Annotated in this window: 16 protein-coding genes; 1 reads left to right on the forward strand and 15 read right to left on the reverse strand. The window is 44.8% G+C overall.

Features of this window, described 5'->3' with window-relative positions; genetic code table 11:
* Positions 1-8: 8 nt before the first annotated feature.
* From N4J56_RS08565 to N4J56_RS08625, 13 genes are all read right to left on the reverse strand, one after another.
* Positions 9-1,031: an alpha/beta fold hydrolase gene (locus N4J56_RS08565; protein WP_317106071.1), complete on the reverse strand. Its 1,023-nt coding sequence runs from the start codon at positions 1,029-1,031 to the stop codon at positions 9-11.
* 219 nt (positions 1,032-1,250) lie between these two features.
* Positions 1,251-2,828, reverse strand: coding sequence for a GMC family oxidoreductase (locus tag N4J56_RS08570; RefSeq protein WP_317106072.1), 1,578 nt, complete (start codon positions 2,826-2,828; stop codon positions 1,251-1,253).
* Positions 2,829-2,876: 48 nt separating this feature from the next.
* Positions 2,877-4,424, reverse strand: coding sequence for a GMC family oxidoreductase (locus tag N4J56_RS08575; RefSeq protein ID WP_317106073.1), 1,548 nt, complete (start codon positions 4,422-4,424; stop codon positions 2,877-2,879).
* 17 nt (positions 4,425-4,441) lie between these two features.
* Positions 4,442-4,756 (reverse strand): Nif11-like leader peptide family natural product precursor, encoded by a 315-nt coding sequence (locus N4J56_RS08580; protein ID WP_317106074.1) that lies wholly within the window; start codon positions 4,754-4,756, stop codon positions 4,442-4,444.
* A 10-nt stretch (positions 4,757-4,766) separates the two neighbouring features.
* Positions 4,767-5,081, reverse strand: a complete 315-nt coding sequence (locus N4J56_RS08585; protein ID WP_317106075.1) for a Nif11 family protein — start codon at positions 5,079-5,081, stop codon at positions 4,767-4,769.
* Between the two features lie 28 nt (positions 5,082-5,109).
* Positions 5,110-5,808, reverse strand: coding sequence for an EthD domain-containing protein (locus N4J56_RS08590; protein ID WP_317106076.1), 699 nt, complete (start codon positions 5,806-5,808; stop codon positions 5,110-5,112).
* On the reverse strand, positions 5,805-5,999 hold the full coding sequence (locus N4J56_RS08595; protein ID WP_317106077.1) for a hypothetical protein: 195 nt from the start codon (positions 5,997-5,999) through the stop codon (positions 5,805-5,807). The genes N4J56_RS08590 and N4J56_RS08595 overlap by 4 nt, the downstream gene beginning before the upstream one ends.
* Positions 5,974-7,665 carry a thiamine pyrophosphate-binding protein gene (locus N4J56_RS08600; protein ID WP_317106078.1) on the reverse strand — a complete coding sequence of 564 codons (1,692 nt, stop codon included), beginning with the start codon at positions 7,663-7,665 and terminating at the stop codon, positions 5,974-5,976. Before N4J56_RS08600 ends, N4J56_RS08595 begins: the two co-directional genes overlap by 26 nt.
* Positions 7,666-7,847: 182 nt before the next feature.
* Positions 7,848-8,702: a type 1 glutamine amidotransferase domain-containing protein gene (locus tag N4J56_RS08605; RefSeq protein WP_317106079.1), complete on the reverse strand. Its 855-nt coding sequence runs from the start codon at positions 8,700-8,702 to the stop codon at positions 7,848-7,850.
* A gap of 108 nt (positions 8,703-8,810) precedes the next feature.
* Positions 8,811-9,527: a DJ-1/PfpI family protein gene (locus tag N4J56_RS08610; RefSeq protein ID WP_317106080.1), complete on the reverse strand. Its 717-nt coding sequence runs from the start codon at positions 9,525-9,527 to the stop codon at positions 8,811-8,813.
* Between the two features lie 10 nt (positions 9,528-9,537).
* On the reverse strand, positions 9,538-11,547 hold the full coding sequence (locus N4J56_RS08615) for an N-acyl-D-glucosamine 2-epimerase (RefSeq protein ID WP_317106081.1): 2,010 nt from the start codon (positions 11,545-11,547) through the stop codon (positions 9,538-9,540).
* 503 nt (positions 11,548-12,050) lie between these two features.
* Entirely contained in the window at positions 12,051-12,959 is a 909-nt protein-coding gene (locus tag N4J56_RS08620; protein ID WP_317106082.1) for an AraC family transcriptional regulator, read from the reverse strand.
* A gap of 703 nt (positions 12,960-13,662) precedes the next feature.
* Positions 13,663-14,781 carry a Gfo/Idh/MocA family oxidoreductase gene (locus tag N4J56_RS08625; protein WP_317106083.1) on the reverse strand — a complete coding sequence of 373 codons (1,119 nt, stop codon included), beginning with the start codon at positions 14,779-14,781 and terminating at the stop codon, positions 13,663-13,665.
* Positions 14,782-14,927: 146 nt separating this feature from the next.
* Between N4J56_RS08625 and N4J56_RS08630 the strand changes: the two genes are divergently transcribed.
* Entirely contained in the window at positions 14,928-15,080 is a 153-nt protein-coding gene (locus N4J56_RS08630) for a hypothetical protein (protein ID WP_317106084.1), read from the forward strand.
* Between the two features lie 377 nt (positions 15,081-15,457).
* Here N4J56_RS08630 and N4J56_RS08635 read toward each other — a convergent pair whose 3' ends face one another.
* Both N4J56_RS08635 and N4J56_RS08640 read right to left on the reverse strand, forming a co-directional pair.
* Positions 15,458-17,014 (reverse strand): SulP family inorganic anion transporter, encoded by a 1,557-nt coding sequence (locus N4J56_RS08635; protein ID WP_317106085.1) that lies wholly within the window; start codon positions 17,012-17,014, stop codon positions 15,458-15,460.
* Between the two features lie 24 nt (positions 17,015-17,038).
* Positions 17,039-17,185 carry a hypothetical protein gene (locus N4J56_RS08640; protein ID WP_317106086.1) on the reverse strand — a complete coding sequence of 49 codons (147 nt, stop codon included), beginning with the start codon at positions 17,183-17,185 and terminating at the stop codon, positions 17,039-17,041.
* Positions 17,186-17,539: the final 354 nt, after the last annotated feature.

Below are 17,539 nucleotides of genomic sequence, written 5' to 3' on the forward strand. Positions count from 1 at the left end.
AAGTTAAGTTAAGCTGTTAGCACTTGCCGCAGCACATCATCCATTGCCTGTCTGTCTTGCTCGGTCAGGGAGAATGTTGTCAAGTGACCACCGATGCTGTTAACTTCCCAGTATTTAGCGTTGGGAATCCTTTCGGCATCGCGCTTGCATTCTTCCGGCGGAAACATGCGATCGCCAGTGAAAGCAACCACAAACATCTGTGCTTTAATGCGGCTGAGTGCAGCAGATAGATCGCCACCAGCACTGGGGTCAGCGGCGCGGGTCTTGCGCGATTGATTCACTAAATTATTGGGATCTTGGGGCAGCATAAAGGCTTCCCAGAAGCGAGAGACGAAATCATCCATAGAAGCAAAGCCAATTGTCCGCCAGACTTCTTCGCCTTCACGGTAGAATCCCAGGGGTGGTAGTGTCAGCGCCATGACGTGTGCTTGACGGCGCAATCCGGCTTGTACGGCTTGGGGATCGGTGTAGAAGCCGTTGTTCCAAGCGGGATCGGCTAAGATCGGCTCCTCAATCGCCGTTCGCAACCACAAAAGAGTCCACGGGGAAGGCTTGGGAGCGCCCGCGATCGAAGCAGCACGCTTGACCATGTGGGGAAAGCGAACCGCCCACTCATAAGTTTGCAGCGCACCTACAGACCAGCCGAGTACCAAATACAATTCGTCGATGCCGAATTTTTCCGTTACGAGCCGATGCTGAGCGATAACATCATCAGCAATATGAGTTTGCGGGAAAGCACCGCGATCGAAGGGTGCAGCTGTGTTGCTGGGCGAGGAAGAAACACCGTTACCTAATAGCCCAGGTAAGATGATAAAGTATTTGCGCGGGTCGAGCGGACGATCTTCGCCAATATAGATTTCTAGAGCTTCTGGCGCTCCGCCCAAAAAATGTGGAAACAGAATCGCATTGTCTTTAGCTGCGTTCAATTTACCGTGGGTTTTATACGCTAATTTGGCATTAGACAGGATAAATCCAGTTGATAGTTGAAAATCGCCTAAATCGAAAATTTCTGTTTGTGATTGTTCTGGCATTTTGACCTCTAGTGATAGTTGATTGTTAATGGTTGATTGTGGATTGTTGACGGCGATCGCTAATTAATCATCGACTCCTGTACGGGCGGGTTTTGACTTTTGATTTCCTGCTTCAGTTGGAGATCTATTTGCTAAACTCGCCCCTCCTGTACGGGCGGGTTTTGACTTTTGATTTCCTGCTTCAGTTGGAGATCGATTTGCTAAACCCGCCCCTACGATTTACGACTCTTGTTTAATAAAATCTGCGACTCTTTCGCCGATCGCGACGATTGTTGTATGGGGGTTGGATGAGGGGATGGCAGGCATGACGGAAGCATCTGCGACGCGCAATCCTTCCACGCCGTAAACTTTCAGTTGCGTGTCTACAACTGCCATGCGATCGACACCCATTTTGCAAGATCCTACGTAGTGGTAGTAGGAACCGACATTGTTAATTACCCAATCTCTGAGTGCTGCTTCAGTGTTGACTTCTGGACCTGGATTGATTTCTGTCAAACCTAACTTAGTAAAGGCTTGAGTTTGATAAATCTGACGGGCTATTTTCACCATTTCAACCATGCGATCGATATCCGATTTTTCTGCGCCATAATTGGCATTAATCAGCGAATTAGCCATCGGATCGCTACTTGCCAAACGCACCCAACCACGCGATAGCGGACGCACCAAACCAGGTAGTGCCAAAATGATTCTCGGATCGACTAACTGGCTGACTGGTGCAATTGGTTGATTCGTTTGCAGGCGTTGGATGACGTTACCGAAAAATGATTCGCCAAATGGGGCGCGATGCACCAAACAAATTTCTAAATCGGGAACCAGCATCGACGGTTCAGATTTCCAAAATAAGGCAACTTCAGTCATGTTGCCCTTGGGATCGGCTCCTGGTTCGGACATCATGCCCATCGGACCGATAATCAGCGGATGGTCGTGAAAATTTTCTCCTACACCTGGTAAATCGACTACTGTAGGTATGTTGAATTGTTGCAGTTGTTCTGGATTGCCAATACCTGAAAGCAGCAATAATTTTGGCGATTGAATTGCACCCGCACAAACAATAACTTCGCGATCGGCTCTAACAGTCGTTAAAACTCCATCCTGCTGATATTCAACCCCCACGCAACGATTGTTTTCTATTAATAGTTTTGTTGCTTGGGAATTGCTACTTAAAGTGACATTGGGACGAGCTAAAGCTGGTTCTAAATAAGCAGTTCTAACGCCAGCGCGTTTACCATTTTTAATATCAACGTGATGCCAACCAACACCAAAATCTTCAGCATTAAAGTCTTTGACGTAAGGATATCCCAGTTCTACACAGGCATCGATGAAAGTTTGTGAAGCTGGGTTGCCTTCGTATTTGGCATCAATGACATTAATTGGTCCACCTTTACCCGCAGTAGGGTTAGTGTCATCTACCTGATTTTCGAGTTTTTGAAAATAGGGGAGCACATCTTTGAAAGACCAGCCAGAACAACCGTTGTAAGCCCAATCATCAAAGTCAGCGGCTTTACCTCTAGTGTGGATCATGTGATAAATATTGGAAGTTCCGCCGATCAGTTTGCCAGCCGCAGAATAGATTTGTCTATTCGCTAACCCTGGCTGGGGAACGCTCATGTAAGCCCAATCGATTTCAGTCAATAGCAACTCATTCCAGCGATAGGGAACGTCAATGGCTTCCCAATTTTGAGTTCCGCCAGCTTCCAAAATTAAGACTTTGGCATCAGCAAGTTCGCTCAAGCGATAAGCAACGGTTGCACCTGCCGCACCCGAACCGACAATAATATAATCAAAAGTTTCTGTCACGATCGCCTCTCACTCTGTTGATTAATTCTTGTGTTGATATTTTTCAAATTACCGAGTAGAAATAATCATGTCGGCTGCTTTTTCACCAATAGCGATAGTAGGAGCGTTCGTATTCCCGCTAGTAATTGTGGGCATAATCGAAGCATCGGCAACTCGCAGTCCTTCTACTCCATAGACCTGAAGTCGGGCATTGACAACAGCATCGCGATCGCTTCCCATTTTGCAAGTTCCAACTGGATGCCAAACAGTAGAAGCAACTTGGCGAATATAGGCGCTTAATTCTGCTTTGCTAGTTACAGAAATTCCTGGGGCTAATTCTTCACCGCGAAATTCATCGAAAGCATGAGTATTCACTAATTCTCTCGATAATTCAATTCCTCGAATTAACACATCAATATCGGCTTCAGATTGTAAGTAATTAGGACGCAGAACGGCTAAATCTTGCGGATTGTTAGATCTTAAAGAAACAGTGCCTCGACTTTGCGGCTGCACTAAAATTGGTGCGAAAGTAAAACCAGGACCATCGACTCGATACTGAGGTTCTAAAAATTGTACGGGTCCAAAAAAGAATTGCAAATTGGGTGAGTTCGTACTGCGATCGATGTCGCTGTTGGTGTAAGTAAATAAACCTGCTTCGGAAAGAAGATTAGGTACGGGTTGTTCTTGCTTGCAGCTATATCCAACTCCAAATAGCAAATGATCTTGCAGATTTTTACCAACTCCTGGTAAGTCAACTACGAGGGGAATACCATGAGCTTGCAAATGTTCGGCGGCTCCAATACCGGAAAGCATTAACAGTTTTGGCGATTCAAATGCACCGCAACTAAGAATGACTTCTGCTTCGGCTTTAACTTGGTGAATTTTGCCGTCTTGCAGATATTCCAACCCAATAACCCGCTGTTTAGCAAATAAAAGTCGGGTGACTTGCGCGTTAACTTCTACTGCAAAATTAGGATGTCCGAGAATTGGTCGGAGAAAAGCAACAGCCGTACTGCAACGCTGGTTATCTTGAGTGCGAGTCGATTGATAGAAAAATGCACCATTTTCCTGTTGTGCGCCGTTGCAGTCCCAGCCATTACCCCCATATCCCAATTCCATCGCCGCTGACACAAAAGCCTGGGATACAGGTGCAGGATTGCGATAGTTAATGACGTGTAAAGGTCCCCCTACACCTCGATATTCAGAGGCTCCCCCTTCATAATCTTCCGATTTCTTGAAATAGGGTAAGATTTCTTGGTAACTCCAACCTTCGTTACCTAAATATTTCCAGCGATCGTAGTCGCGACGATTGCCTCGAATGTACATCATGGCATTGATTGAAGTCCCGCCGCCCAAAACTTTGCCTTGCGCGATGGAGATTTGGCGATCGCCTAAACCTGGTTCTGGTTCGGTTGAGTAACCCCAATCTGCATTAGAACCCCACAGAGAAGTCATCGACTGCATATCTGTGTTGTGGATGGCGGGGTTACTATCTGGACTGCCTGCTTCGAGTAACAGAACGCTACAACCCAGATTTTTCATCAGTCGGTAGGCAATGACGCAACCAGCCGCGCCAGCACCTACAATAATGTAATCAAATGTACGTTCAAAATTCATTGACTAGTCCACCTTTTTTACTGGTTTAGAAACTCATCAATCTCTTTTTGGGATAAACTATCAATGACGTTAGCAGCGAGATATTCCAGATAGTATTTGCCCCACATTGTTTCCCACAAACTAAATGTCAAATCGAAATTCTCCCCTAATTTATTTGCTAAATAAATCTCGATTCCCCAAACAGTATCGTCGAATTCTTGCTCGGTAAACTTATAACCCGCTTGCTCTGCATACGCTAAAACTTCGGGTTTAGGAAGAGTTTTTAATTTGGCTTGTAATTCAGGTTGGCGAACGAGTGCTTGTAAAAAGTTAATTACTTCTATTCTTGCCATAAGATTTTTATTAGTTAAGAAACTGCTTTAGTTCCGCTTCAGAAAAAGTTTGAAATAGTTCTTCAATAACGTATTGCAGGCGAGACTTTCCCCACATTCTCCGCCATAAACTACTGTTAGCATCGATCGCTTCACCCATTCTCTCTGTAATAATCTGAGCTTCCATGCTTCCAATAACCTCAGCTAATTCCTCACCATTAAAGCTGTAACCCAAACTTTTAGCGTGAAAAATAACTTCGGGTAAGTTCTTTGACTCGAATTTCGCAAACAAAGTTGTATCGTGATGACAAACTCTGAAAAAATCAATTACGCTTTCTTTCGACATAACTTCTATCTTCTCGATCTCATTCCTTTTAACGAAAATCTGGTCCAATAATCCAGTTTTCAGTTGTCACCATACTGTGAACGCAATTACTTTCAAAAAGTCGTCCAAAATCTGGCAAAATGAAATTTTCATATTCTGGTGAATTCAGAGCTTTCTCAAGAGAGGATAGATCGTCAAACCAAAGTTGCGATACACAATCGAGAATAGATTCACCGATCGCATAAAAACTATCGCGAACGTGACACTGAAGATAGCGTCGCAAACCTGGAAGTTTCATGACTTTAGCAGCATGACCGTGCAACATCGTTTGACGAAATTCTGTTAATGGCATTCCAGCTTTGCGCTTCACCATTATCAAAAGTTTGATTCTATTAGAGTCTCTTTGTAGCGGTTCTCCTGCCATCAAAACATGAGCCGTAGTATCTAACCCAACCGTGCGCCAAAATGCTGCCCAGTTTGGTTCATCTCGCCGCGCTCCTTCGATAAACTCTTTCGACTGAAGCGAAGCAATTTGTTCTGCTTCATTTTCTAGCCAAATTTCAGCAACACCACTAAAAAGCGGGTCTTCTGGTTCTGCTCCAAAAGGAATTCTTAAATCGATTAAATACCTTCTAATTTGAGGAATTCTACTGGCATAATTTGCCGCATGAATGTTAATCCAATAGTCTTGAAAGTCTTTCTCACTCATCCCTGGTCTGGGATGGGCAAATATTAATTGATGGATCATAGTGAAGAAAGGGGTGGGGGGTGGGTGTAGGGTGTGGGGTGGGTGTAGGGTGTAGGGTGTAGGGTGTGGAGTGTGGGGTGGGGTGTGGGGAATTTTGAATTATCTTGCTCCCCCAGCTCCCTCAGCTCCCTCAGCTCCCTCAGCTCCCCTGCTCTCTTCCAGCCCCTAGCCGATCGCTCCTGGGACTTCATTACTGATGACGAGATCGATCAGGAAAGGTCCGTTGTGGAAAAGAGCTTGCGCGATCGCGGGTTTGATCTGCTCTGGTGTTTCCACGCGCACGGCTTGTACTCCCATCGCCCGTGCTAGCTCGTCAAACCGCAGATCGGGATGACACAAATCGAAAGATGCAGGAAATTCGCCTTGCGGCAGCTGCTGTTCTTGCCAATACTGCAAAATATTCAACTTCAGAATGCGATAGCTGCGATTGTTGCAAATGACAAACTTAGCATCGATGTTGTGGTGTGCAGCCGTCCACAACGCTTGGATGGTATACATTGCGCCACCATCGCCCGAAAAGCCGATCGCTGTTTTGTCAGGATGGGCGAGCTTAATCCCAATTGCACCAGGAATACCCACACCGAGAGAACCGCCCCGTGTCTGAAAATAATGCCCCAGCGTCGTTGGTGGAATGTAGCGACACAGCTCTTCAGAATGAGTAATTGCCTCATCGAAGACGATCGCGTTTGGTGGTAAATGTCTAGCGAGTTCCTCAGCAAACTGTGATAAATGCAGAGGCACTAAGTCATGCACGGCTTTGTCAGCTTCAAACTGTTCTGCCATTTGCTGCTTTTTAGTTTCAGCAATTTGGGCAATTCTTTGACCGACTAGCCGCTTTTGCTCGGCAGTCATGATTTTTTCTAATTCAGCACCCAGCTTGGCAAGGGTTGTTTTCGGATCGCTGACTATACCTAGATCTACAGGGAAATTCTTGGCGATTTCGTAAGCATTCAAATCGATGTGAACGATTTTTGCATCAGGAGCAAACGCACCAGACAAAGCCGGAAAGACTTCGGGGAAAACGTATGTACCGCAGATCAGCACGACATCAGCTTGAGATGTAATGCGGCTGCTCACTTCGCCAAACATATGACCCAATAGTCCGCCAAACAACGGATGGGTTGCACTCATATTTGGTTCCGATGAATCCGAACCCCAGACTTGAGCGCCAACCAATTCGGCGACGCGGGTTAATTCCGCTTGAGCATCGGAATAAGCTACACCGTCACCAACGATAATCAGTGGCTTGGACGCTGTAGCTAGCATTGACGCAGCTTTGGCGATCGCCTCCGGTTCGGGAGCCACCCGCGTAATTGGGATCGACGTGGGAACAACTTCTTCCTCATTTGGTGCGTCCAACACATCCATTGGCAGAGAGACAAAAACCGGACCCATCGGTGGCGTTGCGGCAATTTTGATCGCTCGTCGCAATACCCGCAGCAGCGAACTCGGATGAACGACCCTGGTTGCCCATTTCGTAACGGGTTTTGCCATACTCACTAAGTCTGCTGCCATCTGTGCATCCATCGCATCATATTGGATGCCAGATTCACCTGCTAGTACGACTAGTGGTGCATGACCCCGCATTGCTTGGTACAACATGCCGATCCCATTACCCAGACCAACACCACTATGCAGTTGCACGACGGTAGGCTTTTTAGTAGAACGAGCGTAGCCATCAGCTGCTGCTACCGCGATCGTTTCTTGTAAGGCAAGAATGTATTCAAATTCTGGATAATAATCGCTGAGTGCATCGAGAAACCCCTCTTCAGATGTACCGGGGTTGCCGAACATGTAGCGGATACCATCAGCAAGTAATTGCTCGATAATTGCAAATCTACCGTTTCTTTTTTCCATGATTTTAATTCCTGTTTGAGAGGGAGTCGTAGGGACGGGTTTAGCCAACAATTCGTAACTGAGACAGTAAATCTTAGAGCGAAACCCGCCCGTACGGGAGTTGGGAGCCGGGAAAGAGAGTGGTGTGTGGTGCGTGAGTTAAAATCCTCCTCTGCCCCTCTGCTCTGCCCCTCTGCTCTCTACTACCAGCCGTACCGTCTCAATCCCTTTTCCAAAACCTCCACCAACCGCTGACCAGTTGCATAAGAGTCTGGGGTGGAACGACCTGTGATGAAGGGGTAATCGACAATGACTGAAACTTCATGCCCGACGTTACCATGAAATTGCCCTTCTGGACCCGTGGCATCGCGCAGAATGTACTCTAGTGGATAGAACGGAGGACCGAAGTTAATATCACCTAAGTTAGGATTGACGTTCGCTCCCATAAATCCCGTACCGTCTTTGTAGTCATATTCCAGACAATGACCGGTAACGTGCTTACCCCAGATAATGCTTTTGCGATCGTTGATGTCACGGGCAAAGGCAAGGCAGGGAACGCCGTAACATTCGGCAGCAATGGGCTTATCCATTTGATAGAAGTTGAGGATCAAATCGTGGACTCTTTGGTTGTTGACCAAATCCACCAGAGGACCGCTACCACCGACAATTAACATCGAATCGTATTGACTTAAATCTTTGGCGCGGATTTCCTCAAGTCTGCGGTAGTAGGCTTCCATTTCCCGCAGAAATTTAGGAGAACTCCAATAAGGTCTTTCAGGCAACCAATCTCTCAAGCTGATTGGATTATTTAAGCGGGGGTTATTGGGGTCGTCTATAGCGCGGACTTTCTCTGCCATTTCTTGAGAAACGACAGGACGACCTAAAGGCGGATCGACGAATGTAGCATCCATGCTAGGGGTGAGGGCTACAGGTCTTTTGCCTGTTGGCGTTGCAAAGTCCACTTGATACCCAGCAGCATCGAAAGTTTCTAGGGGACCGATCAATTCTTCGCCCCAGTAACCCCATTCGGATAGAATAATCAAAATCTTTCTAGTCATTGGAACCTCTAAATTGGTAATTGGTAATTGGTAATTGGTGCGTAAAATCCTTACGAATTAAGGCTTCTGACTCCCGTACGGGCGGGTTTCGCTCTAAGATTTACTGTCTCAGTTGGAGATCGATTTGCTAAACCCGCCCCTACAACTCCCGACTTCCGAATTCCGTTTGATTTGAGTCGCGATCGCATCGATAAATGCGTTGACATCATGTCCTGCTCGTCCCGTCACCATGTCGCCGTCAATCACAATATTTTTGGGATCGTTTGGCTCGGAATTAGGAGGGGGTGGTACGTAAATTGCGCCTGCATTCGTGATGTCTGCTAAGACAACTTCGTGACAAATCACTCGTCGTCCTTTCAGTAGCTCTGGCATTGGTGTCAGCAACCATAACCCGTGGCACAGCAGTCCTTTGATGATTTTGGGATTCGCCATTGCTTTAGCGAAGAATTGGACTGCTGGAGCGGTGCAAGTCTGTTCTGGACTAATTTGTTGTCCTTGTGGGGGTTGAAAGTAACGTAGGCGGACGCTGGTGTAATTTGCAGCCATGATGACGGCTGCATATTCATTGAGATCTACGTTTTGAAAGTCGATGTTGACTTCTAATGTTGCAAGGCGCGTTTCCTGTCTATTGATCCGATCTGCTACTTCTACGCTATCGACATCAGCAGCAAAGCGAACGCTGGGCTGTTCCCATAGCCGAGACATCAAATCTATAGTTGCACCTAGTTCGGCAAAGCGTGTTTGATATGCTTCGATCTCGTAGGGAATGTATTCAGTTTCAACCAGTACGGCGATTTTCTTGCCTTCAAGCATTTTCGCGGTCATTTGTTTGCTCCTACGCGCTTAAAGGCTTCAGTTGTACAACGATTTCTGCTTCCGAACCGAGTTGAAATTCTTTTTCGCTCAGATTAATTCGGAAGTTATCGGGATCGATATCATCGCGATCGCTACCATCAATGCTGATGCGGCTAACTTGCAAGCTATGAGGTCTAACAAAATCAGGTAAGACATTAATAGAGCGCTGCCGACAATTTTTATTCGGTTTGAAGTAAAGGCAGAAAGGTTGTTTCGTGACGTAAGAACTCACGTATATGTGAGCTAAATAATTTAGCTCGAAGGCATGGTAGCCGGAGATCGCATGTCCGCCTTTATTCCCATAACCACCTTGAATTATGGGCATTCCGCTTTCGGTAACTCGGAAAAAGATCCCTTTGCTGTCTTGATCGAGGAAGAATAAATTCCAGAAAGCGGCTGTCTCTTGAGCAAGTTCTAAATACTTCTGCTTTTGCGTCTCATCTTCATTACTGCAACCATGCAGAATTAAGTAGGCTAGGAGAGCTTGTTCTTGTTGCCAAAAATCTTTTGTGTTGCTCCAAGGGAATTCTAGTGAGAATCCGTTGCTGGGATGGCGCTCTACAGTATCAAAAATTCCGCCTCGGAATAGATCGACACCAATCTCAGCCATTGTCGAGCCTAATTTATCTGCAAGCTTCATCAACTTATCGGCAAACTGTTTTGTTGGCTCTGCCGCTTCTGGGTTTTCAGCTACGGATTTATCAGCTGTAAAGTAGTAGTAATTAGCAACGCGAGTCAGGTTCCAGGCAATCTTTAAGTTGTGTCCGATCACGGCACGATTTTGCTGCCAGCGCCAAGATTGGTCTGGTTGCCAGTTGCGGAAAAACCTCTCGTTCACAAATGGTATGCTCGAATCTGGATCGGGAAACTGCTCGATGATAATCGTGCTGGTCGTGTGGAGAATCTTTTTGCAGATATTTAAAAACTTCTGAAGTTCTTCAAAGTTGCCACAAGTTCTTGGCAATGGCTCAAGAGCTAAGATCAGATTGACTAAATAAGCTGGAATATGGTCTCCAATAGAATTCCAATTTTTCCTCGCTTGATTGTCGCCTAACGCCTCATTATCCCAACTTAGGGTTGCATAATCGAGGTGTGAGAAGTAATCTCCAAAAGCATTCTCGCCATACTTCGATTCAAAATCTAGATAGTAATCGTTAAAGGTACGAATTGTTCGTTGAATATCATCTAGTACTTCCCAGTCGAGGGTAATTCGATAGTATTGGGCTAATCCAGCTAAGGCATATATTTGTTCGTAGAGCGGAATTGTGTTGAGATCGTCACTATTTTGCGATGTCATGTACAGTTGATAGCTGTAATCTGTCTTGCGCTTACCAGATGCCCAAAAACAATGTTTGCCATCGCTCGTTAAGCCGCGAAAAGTTTCTCTTTGATACTGGACTCCCGCACGCGCCGCAGATAAATAGCTTTCGCATCCAGTGAGTAAGTAAGCAGAAGAGAGACCGTAGATTAAGCGCGATAGCGTCGAACTTTCTTGCAGGTTATCATCGGTACGCAAACCGATAATGTTTAAGTTAGTCTGATACAGTTTGAAATCATCAATTTCATAAGTCATCTTATTTGGAAATAAGAAACCTAACCAAGTATCAGCTAAACGAGCAATTTGAACCAACCACCAATGCGTTTGCTCGAACAGAAATTTGCCGTCAGGAGCATGTAAGATATTAATAATTCGCGCATCGAGGCGGCGATTGGGATCGTCTTCAAGATAAACACCTTGGACGGCAACTAAGCGATCGCGTTGAATATATTTCTTGACTAACTGTGACGGACTCCAAGCAAAGCCTTCAGGGGTTGGATAGCGATCGCGGTTAATCCCATCTAAATTTTGTACAAACTGAAATTGGGTTTCTCTACCCACATTGACGACTAGTTCGTCACCACTTCTGCATTTAATATGAAAGGCAGCTTCTTGCTCTCTAATTTCAGTTACGTTACCCATTAGGGTCGTACTAATTGTAAACTGTCTCATTGTTCTTGTCCTCGATTTAGGGCTAATTGCGCTATATCAATCTTCAAAAATGTATCGAACTCTCAAATTCGTAATTGATGCAATGCAGAAATTCCCAACTCCTATTCACAAAATCTCTATTTCAGTTTTTCAAACTAGAGCATTAATTGGAGAAATTTTTAAGTAGAACTATGTCCAAACATCTCGATTTTTGACTGCATCACATTGGTCGGTTGCCTCAGTTTTATGCGTTCTATGTTTATTAGTGTATGTAAGATAAACTCGAAGATCAATGGACATTTTTTTTGCATGATTGGTTGTTTTTTTTGTCTTGTTTCTCACGAATAGATTTGTAGTCTAATGTTTTATATCCGTAGTGACACTCAATCAAATTAACTGAATTTATGCCAATGAAAAAAATCTTTACATTCAAATTATTGAATTAAATTAGTGAAAAAAATAGTAGGGTGAGCATTGCCCACCCTACTTGTAACTTTTCAAACTTTTGATTTTTAACTTTTGTGCTAGCCGCGATACATAACTCGCCATGCCTGGGGAGTTGTGCCGTTCAGTCGTCGAAATAGGCGATTGAAATAACCCGCATCACAATAGCCAACTGCTTCGGCAATTTGAATTACAGCTAGATCGGTTTCTAAAAGCAAGCGACGAGCTTCTATCATGCGACGTTCGACAATCCAACTTAGTACAGTTTTGCCCGTTTCTCGGCGGATCATGTCAGTTAGATAAGCGGCAGAAAGATTAACTTCCTTAGCCACTTCTTGCAGTCCAATGGAGTTGCAATAATTAGCATCAATAAAGCACAAAACTTGTTTTACTATTGGGCGAGTTTGAGGCAAAGATTTTTTCGATTGAGGTAGTTCAGATGCAGCGAGTCTAGCAGTTTCTATCAGTAATAGAATTAATAGAGCGCGAGTTGCTTCGGTAAAACCAAATCCCTGATCGCAAAGTTCGCTTTTGAGTTGTCCCAGTAGAATTAACCAGCGCGAGCGGATCTCAGTTGGTACGTAATAATGCTTGGTTTGGGCATTTTCAGTTTGAACAAATGAGTTCAGCAGGCGATCGGGTAACATTAAGAGCATATCGGCTTCAGCATAGCCAGGGTTAAGAGCTTCGGCACTGAAACCAACAACCCATGTAGTTGCATCAGTGAGTCCACTCGGATCGTGAACCTCGCCAGGAGCGAGTAAAAACAGATCGCCAGGCTTAGCCCAAATGTGGCGATCGCCTATTGAATACCAACCTTCACCCTCTTCAACAAACAAAAGTTCAAAAAATGTATGAGAGTGAGGGCGTGATAATTGTGAGTTTGAAGAGCCTGTAGAGTGAAATACTATTATCCTTTGTTGCTCGGGGGTTTGTTCGGGTAAAGTCAGAGTCCGCAGTGGAATTGCAACGCGATTAGCTAACTGCATGACAAAATATGATGTAAAGGCTACTCTACTTAATCACTACAGGCAGAGTTTGCTATTTTCCAGAATAATGCTTAGATATTTGCCAAGCTTTTCTGATGATTTGTAATAGAATTCTGAAAAAAAGGAAGTTTAAAAAAAAGTGTGTGCGTAGTTGAAGAAGATTTAAGTAGCAATTTTTACTTATTGAAACAGCTCTATTTTTTATTAATAATTGAAATTATGCTTCTTGAGCATAACCGTCTTTTCTCATCTATAGACGTGCTGTTTGCGCTGTAAATCAACCATGTTCTCATTATGATATTATTAGAAGTTTAGTGATATTTGTGGAAACATGACTTTTATCATACGCGATCGCTACTCTTTTATCGATCGGAAGCGATCGGGATCGGCAGATAGCATTATTTTTTGGCGCTTCAGTCTGACGATCGCATTGCACGAGTGATATATTGTCACCAAGAGCGCTCGATTTCGTTCAGACGTATCAGTTTTTAAAGCTTTGCACAACAACCGTTTTCAGTCTTTAAAGCAGTTTGACTCATAGGTATAAAATATTGCATTTAATTCTAAAAATCTAGTAAGAGAGTACAAAAGCACTCCTGCGATTAGAAATCGCGTTTACACAAACAAAACCTGCCTGCACAGGTTTTCAAAGGCTTTTCATTAGTCTTTCACAAGTCATAACACAATGACTAATGATTAATCGTTAAGACTTTCCTGAAGGATCGGCAGCGTGAATTAGCTCTGGCTGATGAATCGCCGGACGCTCGATAATTTGAGCGGCTGAGGGGTGTTGTTGCTTTTCTAGCCTGCCTAACTTTACAGGGCTACCAGTTTCAATAGCGCGATCGAGGGCGCGGATAATCCGAATATCGTTTAAACCCTCAATCCCTGATGGTTCTGGATCTTTGTTTTGTAGTATGCAGTCAGCAAAGTAAATTAATTCTGCGGCAAACTGATCGGTAGGTGGAAAAGTCCGTTCTTGAGTTTTGCCATCGACTGTTAAGTAATGCGTCAGCGCTCCTTGAAAGTCATAACCAGGATCTAGCCTCAAATCTCCTTTTGTACCAACGATTTGATAGCTTCCTACGGGAGCAGCACCGAAGCTACAAGTAAACATCGCTAACCGATCTTCGGGAAACCGCAGAATCACACTGTGCATTTCTGCTACTTCCTGAAAGCGCGATTCTGGCTTGCTAGCACCCACAGCGAATACTTCAACTGGCTCATCTTGAAATATGTAACGAGCGGCATTGATGCAGTAAATGCCCATGTCGTCTAGAACCCCGCCACCCAAAGCTTTCTTGACGCGGACGTTCGCCGCTTCTACCTGCTGAGCAAACACCGAGCTAAAAAACCGTGGTTCGCCAATTTGTCCCGATTTCACAATTTCTACTGCTTGCATATTTGCAGGCTCGAAATGCAAGCGATAGGCAATCATCAGTTTGACGTTATTATCTTGGCAAGCTGCAATCATCGCCTCGCAGTCTTGCTCCGTAACTGCCATTGGTTTTTCGCAGAGTACGTGTACCCCAGCTTGTGCGGCTCGCACGGTGTACTCTCGATGCAGGTGATTGGGTAAGCCAATATAGACAGCATCAACCTCACCACTCTCAAGACAGCGATCGTACTCTGCATAAGAATAAGTCTTTTGCACCTTATATTTTTTGCCCAAATCCTCTCGCTTGGTTGGATTGTCTGAAACCAGAGCCACTAATTCAGCATTTTCAGCATTGGCAAAGGCTGGTAGTACTGCGACTTGGGAAATCCACCCCAAGCCGACTACTGCATAGCGAATTTTACGCTTTTCATTTGAGGCTGTCATGTGTTACTCCTGGCTTCCGTAGATTGATGCAGTTGGGCGATCGCTACTCTAAACTTTAAACTTTAAGTAGATATAGTAAAAAGCTAAGCAGCTCCTTTCCTCTAGCCAATGGTACGAGTTATGTGTCTCAAAGCTATATCTAACGGATGAGTCCAGTAAATATTTGCGGTCAAGACGCACCTCTAAAACTCCGATCTCCTCGGCTGAGCAGCGCCCAAATTACTACGAATGGCGATCGCCTTGCTTTTGTCGATCCATCAATCGCAGTCTATACTCATTTTGCTGCAACAGCTTTCTAGTACTGCTAAAAACAAGCAATATTATCAATAGCTGAAGCTGCCAAGGAGCTAAAATCAAACTCAAAATTAAACTAACAACTGCAATGACAGCAGTAAGATATGCTATTTCACCAGGGCATTTTTGGCAAAGATAGCCAGTCAAAAAACAAGTTACTAATGGAATCAGAAAAATCAAATTCATAAGCTTCTAGTTGCCGTTGTAAATCGGGAGTTGTAGGGGTGGGTTTTGACAAGAGATCTTTGAAACAACCCAGAATTGAGCCAATAAACCCGCCCCTACGGGAATCGGGAATCGGGGAAGAGAGCAGAGGGACACAATCAAGTCACAAGTCTCAAGTCTCAAGTCACAAGTCGCAAGTAAAACACGCACCACTCCCTCAAGCAGCGATCGCCCGCCGCCCAGGTAAGAACGGTTTGCGGAAGCGGTCTTCTAAACCGTCCCACTGCATAATCACCGTGCTTCCCATTTGCTCTTGTTGCTTTGTCCACATCGAGATCAAGTCCATGCTGGAGTGGTCGATGTAAGCCAGCTTGTCTAAGTGAACGTGCAGTTCTTTTTGAGGTGGCAACTGTTCTAAAGCTGCTGCTAGTTTAGGCAACCGAATAAATGTTGCTGCTCCCTCTAAGTAGATATCGATTCGAGGTTGGTTGTCGTCTCGTTGCATATGGATATTTAAGCGAGACATTTTGTACAGCAGTGTCATTGCTGTTAAAACGATGCCAATCAATACACCTGAGAGCAGATCTGTGACAACAATGCCAATAAAGGTAGCGAAGAAAATGACGAGGGGAGCTTTCCCGTAAAATTGCAACTTGCGGATGTGTTCGATCTCGATCAGCTTGATACCTGTCACCAATAGAATCGCCGCTAAGCTAGAGGTGGGAATCATCCGCAACAAGCCAGGAGCAGCAACAACTAAGATTAGTATCCAGATACCATGCAGGATTGCCGATAATCTTGTTTTTCCGCCTGCTTCAACGTTGACCGAACTGCGAGCAATTACCCCTGTCATTGGTAACGCCCCCAGCGCGCCGCAAATCATATTGCCAATTCCCTGCGCGGAAAGTTCTTTATCAAAATCCGTTCTCTCACCTGAGTGCAAGCGGTCTACGGCAACAGCAGAGAGTAAACTTTCGGCACTGGCAATAAAGGCGATCGCTAATGCTTCTAAAATCAGCGGTGCGTGTAGCAAGCGAAATAATCCAGCAGGTTGCGGTAATTGTACTGCTTCTAATAAATTGCCAGGGACGTTGACATACTGGATCGGTAGTCGTAGCGAAGTGGCGATCGCCGTGGTTAAAACTACACCAATTAGCGCTCCTGGTAATAATCGTAAAAATTTGGGTTTAAACTTGTCCCACAAGATAATTGTGGCGATGGTGGCGATCGCAATGAGCGCGGCAATATGGTGGTTGCTGCCAGTAGGGGGGAAAACTGCTTTTTGAATTGAAGCGGGAATAGCAAGCAAATTGTCTAAACCGTGGGTGTGGGGTTTGTCATCAATGGCAACATGGAATTGAGAGGCAAAAATTAACACGCCGATTCCTGCTAGCATTCCATAAATTACAGCTGGGGACATGGCACGAAAGATTTGCCCTAGTTTGAACGCTCCCGCTAGCCATTGCATTAAACCTGCGAGCAGCAACACCGGACCTAACATTTCGATCCCGTATTCTTGAATCAGTTCCGCAACGACTACTGCTAGTCCGGCAGCAGGTCCGCTTACCTGTAAGGGGGAACCCGAAAAAATATTGACTACCATCCCGCCGATAATGCCCGTAATCAAGCCCCTTGCTGGTGGTACTCCAGAGGCGATCGCGATCCCCATACACAAAGGCAGAGCGACAAGAAAGACGACAATTGAGGCAAGAAAATCATTGGTTACGCCGCGAGTGAAAGGGCGTTTGTTTTTGATGCCTTCCCGAATTCCCATGCTTTCCTCCATTTACGACTCTATTTATGAATTGCATCGATCGCTTTCTAGCAGCGATCGGAAATCACCAAAATCTTTTTCAGTTCCTCCAATCTGATTGGCTAAAATTAATTCACTAACTTCATTTGTGCCTATTGTTTGAAGTCGATCTCGCGGCTCGTTTTTCTCCATTTTTCGTAACACAGTTAACAAAAAACCGGATAAAATGGAGTTGAGCGATCGAAAAATTTGATTTTTTGTTTCATTACTACTAACTATCAACTTGACCAAAAAGAAGCAGCTCTTAACAAGCAGCACAAAGCTACCGTTCGCTTTTAGAACAGTTATTGGGAGATTTCCTTACTAGTAGCTAGCGATCGCGCTTGATGTTAGTCAAGGCAGTAAAAAAAACCTAGCCATGAGCTTTTCAGCCACTCTTTTGATGATTTTGAGAGGCAGGTTTATCAGTATTTACTTATCTTAATGATAGAGTAACAACACCTAAATATTCAAGAATGTTTGTGAGTTTTGCATGAAGCTTGAATG

It is taken from the genome of Chroococcidiopsis sp. SAG 2025, from assembly GCF_032860985.1.
Taxonomy (GTDB): Bacteria; Cyanobacteriota; Cyanobacteriia; order Cyanobacteriales; family Chroococcidiopsidaceae; genus Chroococcidiopsis.